3 protein-coding genes are annotated in these 3,214 nt (G+C 58.6%); 2 read left to right on the top strand and 1 reads right to left on the bottom strand.

Annotated features, from left to right (window positions below; all coding sequences use genetic code 11):
* Window positions 1–1,117: ParB/RepB/Spo0J family partition protein (locus PA598K_RS35015; protein WP_128661295.1), on the top strand; the 1,117-nt coding region annotated here is incomplete at its 5' end.
* A 163-nt stretch (window positions 1,118–1,280) separates the two neighbouring features.
* On the opposite strand, the gene PA598K_RS35010 is transcribed toward PA598K_RS35015, so the two are convergent.
* Window positions 1,281–2,111, bottom strand: coding sequence for a squalene/phytoene synthase family protein (locus PA598K_RS35010; RefSeq protein WP_185602433.1), 831 nt, complete (start codon window positions 2,109–2,111; stop codon window positions 1,281–1,283).
* A gap of 112 nt (window positions 2,112–2,223) precedes the next feature.
* Here PA598K_RS35010 and PA598K_RS35005 point away from each other — a divergent pair, with 112 nt between their 5' ends.
* Window positions 2,224–3,069 (top strand): ion transporter, encoded by an 846-nt coding sequence (locus PA598K_RS35005; protein WP_185602432.1) that lies wholly within the window; start codon window positions 2,224–2,226, stop codon window positions 3,067–3,069.
* Window positions 3,070–3,214: the final 145 nt, after the last annotated feature.

Genomic DNA, 3,214 nt, shown 5'->3' with positions numbered 1-3,214 from the left:
CGAGGAGGCGCTCCAGGAGCTCATGAAAAGCATCGAGGAGCTGGGGCTGCTCTCGCCGATCAAAGTACGCGCATCGGGCAAGGACCGCTATAAAATCATCTACGGCAATCGCCGCTACAAGGCCTGCCTGGCGCTAGGGCTGCCGAGCATCCCGTGCATCATCTCCGAAGCGGCCAGCGAGCAAGAGATATATCTGGAGCAGATCGCCGAGAATCTGACCCGCGAGGGCTTCACGCCGATCGAGGAAGCGGAGGCGTTCCACAAGCTGATGAACGATCCGCGCTTCAGCAGCTCCATCAAGTATCTCTCGAGCAAGCTGGGCAAGCCGGAGTCCTATATCAAAAACAAGCTGGAGCTGCTGAAATTCGGCCAAGCGGTGAAAAAGCTTGTCGTCAGCGGCACGGCCATCCGCAAGGACAAGCTGACGGAGGACCAACTGCTGCCGCTCAAAGATCTGCCGCTGGAGCATCGCGATCCGCTCGCCCTCATCATGGCGCGCGACGAGATGCCGGTGAGCGATGTCAAAAAGATCGCCCGCCTGTTCAAATCCAAGGACATCTCCGCCTCCACCAAGGACAAGCTGCTGTACAAGTCGGGACGCGAGCTGTACGAAACGTGGTCGGTCTACGAGCAAAACCGCGCCGAACGCGCCAAGCCTGCGGAGCCGAAGGCCAAGTCCAAAGCCAAAGAAGCTCCTCCGGCAGCGCAGGCCGAGGATACTGCGCAGATCGCTTCCTCCACACCGCACGGTAGGGTTGAATCGCCTGTCGACCCGAACCAGGCCGTGGCTGCTGCGCCAGTCGAAACTGTTAAGTTCCCGGACATCCGGCCCGCCGACGCTCTGGCAACAGAGTCGCCAGCCTCAGCCCAGCCGAGCGCAGCGAATCTCTCTGCCTCCGATGTCGCTGCGCCGCTGCTCATGCAGGTCGAGCAGCTGCTGGCGATCCTCGAGGCGGCAGCCGCGCCGACAGAACAGACGATGCCAGAGTCCGCCCAGCTGTCCGATGCGGATCATGCGCGGCTACGCAGCGACCTGGAGCGGCTGACCGAGCGGCTCGAAACGGAGCTGCACGGCTGGCGCGGCGTGCTCCAGGTTCTCTATTCCTCGACGCGATAAGCTTCGCGCGCTGACCGCACGATATAGCAAAGAGGGCAGCCTCAGCGTCATCCTGACGCCGGTGCTGCCCTTTGCTGATTGGAAACTAGAGTTCGCTCTACTGGATAACTACAGCTGGGCGATCCGTTGTCGTCAGACCACTGCCAATGTTGCCTCTCTGCCCTTACTGGATACCTTGCTCGGTCACCCGGCTGACGATGCTCATGACGCGCTCCCGCGAGAGCTTGCCGTCGCCGCTGCTGAGCGCCTCCAGCGTACCGTGCGCAAGGGCGAGCGGGATCGTGCAGAACTCCAGGATCTGCCCCGGCTGGAGCGTCTCGACATAAGCATCGGCTCCCTCGAGATTGAGCCTGGCATAGGCGAACATCCGCTCCTGATCCCAATCATCCGGGAAGAAGCTGACGCCGCGCTCCTCATCTTCCCCGTAATTGCGCAAGATGTTGACGGCTTGCAGCCCTCTGCCAAAGGCGACCGCCTTCTCCCGATCGGTCTCGGTGCCGTCATGCCAGCGCCACAGATCCGACAGCAGCTCGCCTACCGCCCCGGCGACGCAATAGGTGTAATGGTCGAGGTCCTCGAGCGTCTGGACGTTCCAGTCCTTGTCCACCCAGTCCGCCATGCCTGCAGCCATCACTGCGGTACTCTTCTTCACGAGCGATGCGGCCGACACAGGACACAGCCGCACCCAGTCCTTCAATCGGAGCGTCACCTCGGGCAGTGGCTCGCTGTATGGAGCGAACACCCGATCGAGCGCCTCCTCCGGCTCGTCGGAGTTTAGCCAGCGGCTTACCTCTCTCAGCAGATGGGCCTTGGCGTCGCGAGGCATATCGGGATGGTCCTCGATCTCGTCGATCGCCCGCATGCACAGATACGCCGAGGCGACCGCCTCCTGCAGCTCACCGCTAAGCCGGCTGATCGGGATAAAAAAAGTCCGGCTGTTAGTAAGCAAAAAATTCATTCCAATGGTCAGCAATTCGTTTTGGTTGTTCAACATAGCGCTCCCTCTACTATTACGTTGACACTAATAGCGACTGTTTTCTTTCATTATATCTGCATTTTCATGCGTGTTCAAATCTGACATTCCCGCTTCTCAGGATGCGCCGATTATGGTACGATTTGGGGTGGCGTCAGATGAGAACGAATCGGAGGAGGAATTGCGCAAGTTGAAGGTACAAGCTTTGGTCGGGCACCCGAGATTCACGCAAGTGGTGATGACTCTCATTTTGATCAATGCGATTCTCGTCGGCCTGGAAACCTACCCTTACGTTTATGATACGTATTTCCCATGGATACAATGGACAGATCGTCTGCTGCTCTGGGCGTTTACGCTGGAGATCGCCCTGCGCTTGGTCGCGAGTCGGCCGACGCTTTCCTTTTTTAAGGACGGCTGGAATGTGTTTGATTTCGTCATCGTCGCCAGCGGCCATCTGTTTGTCGGCAGCTCGTTTATTACTGTCCTGCGCGTACTCCGCGTATTGCGGGTGCTGCGGGCGATCTCGATTTTGCCTGCACTGCGACGGATCGTCACTGCATTGCTGCTGACGTTGCCTTCGCTGGCTCACATTGCTTTTTTGCTCTCGATTCTCTTTTATATTTTTGCCGTCACGGGGACGATGCTATTCGGCGAAGTGTCGCCGCAATACTTCGGGACACTGCATCATACGCTACTGACCTTGATGCAGATGCTGACGCTCGACTCCTGGGCGAGCGGCATGATGCGTCCGATGCTCGACAGCGCGCCGTGGGCGTGGATTTATTTTACGCTATTCGTCCTGCTCGGCTCCTTTATCGTCATGAATCTGATCATCGGCGTCATCGTCACCAACCTCGACCGGGCCAATGAAGAGGGCAAGCCAGAGACCCCCGATCAGGGCAGCGAGTTGAAGGCGCTGCGCGCCGAGGTCGGCGAGCTGAAGGCGATGATTCGCGAGCTGAGCGAGCGCGGCAAGTGAGATCAGGCCGTCCTCGGCAAGAAGAACCTCCCCCTGTTATGAACAGGAAGGAGGTTCTTCGTCTTTACGATCTATATTGCCCGTTATCGAGTTCACTTAGTCGTCATCGCGGTCATCATCATCATCGTCGTCATCGACATCATTC

The organism is Paenibacillus sp. 598K, assembly GCF_003851045.1.
Taxonomy (GTDB): Bacteria; Bacillota; Bacilli; order Paenibacillales; family Paenibacillaceae; genus Paenibacillus_D.
This window is presented reverse-complemented; position numbering and strand designations above follow the sequence as displayed.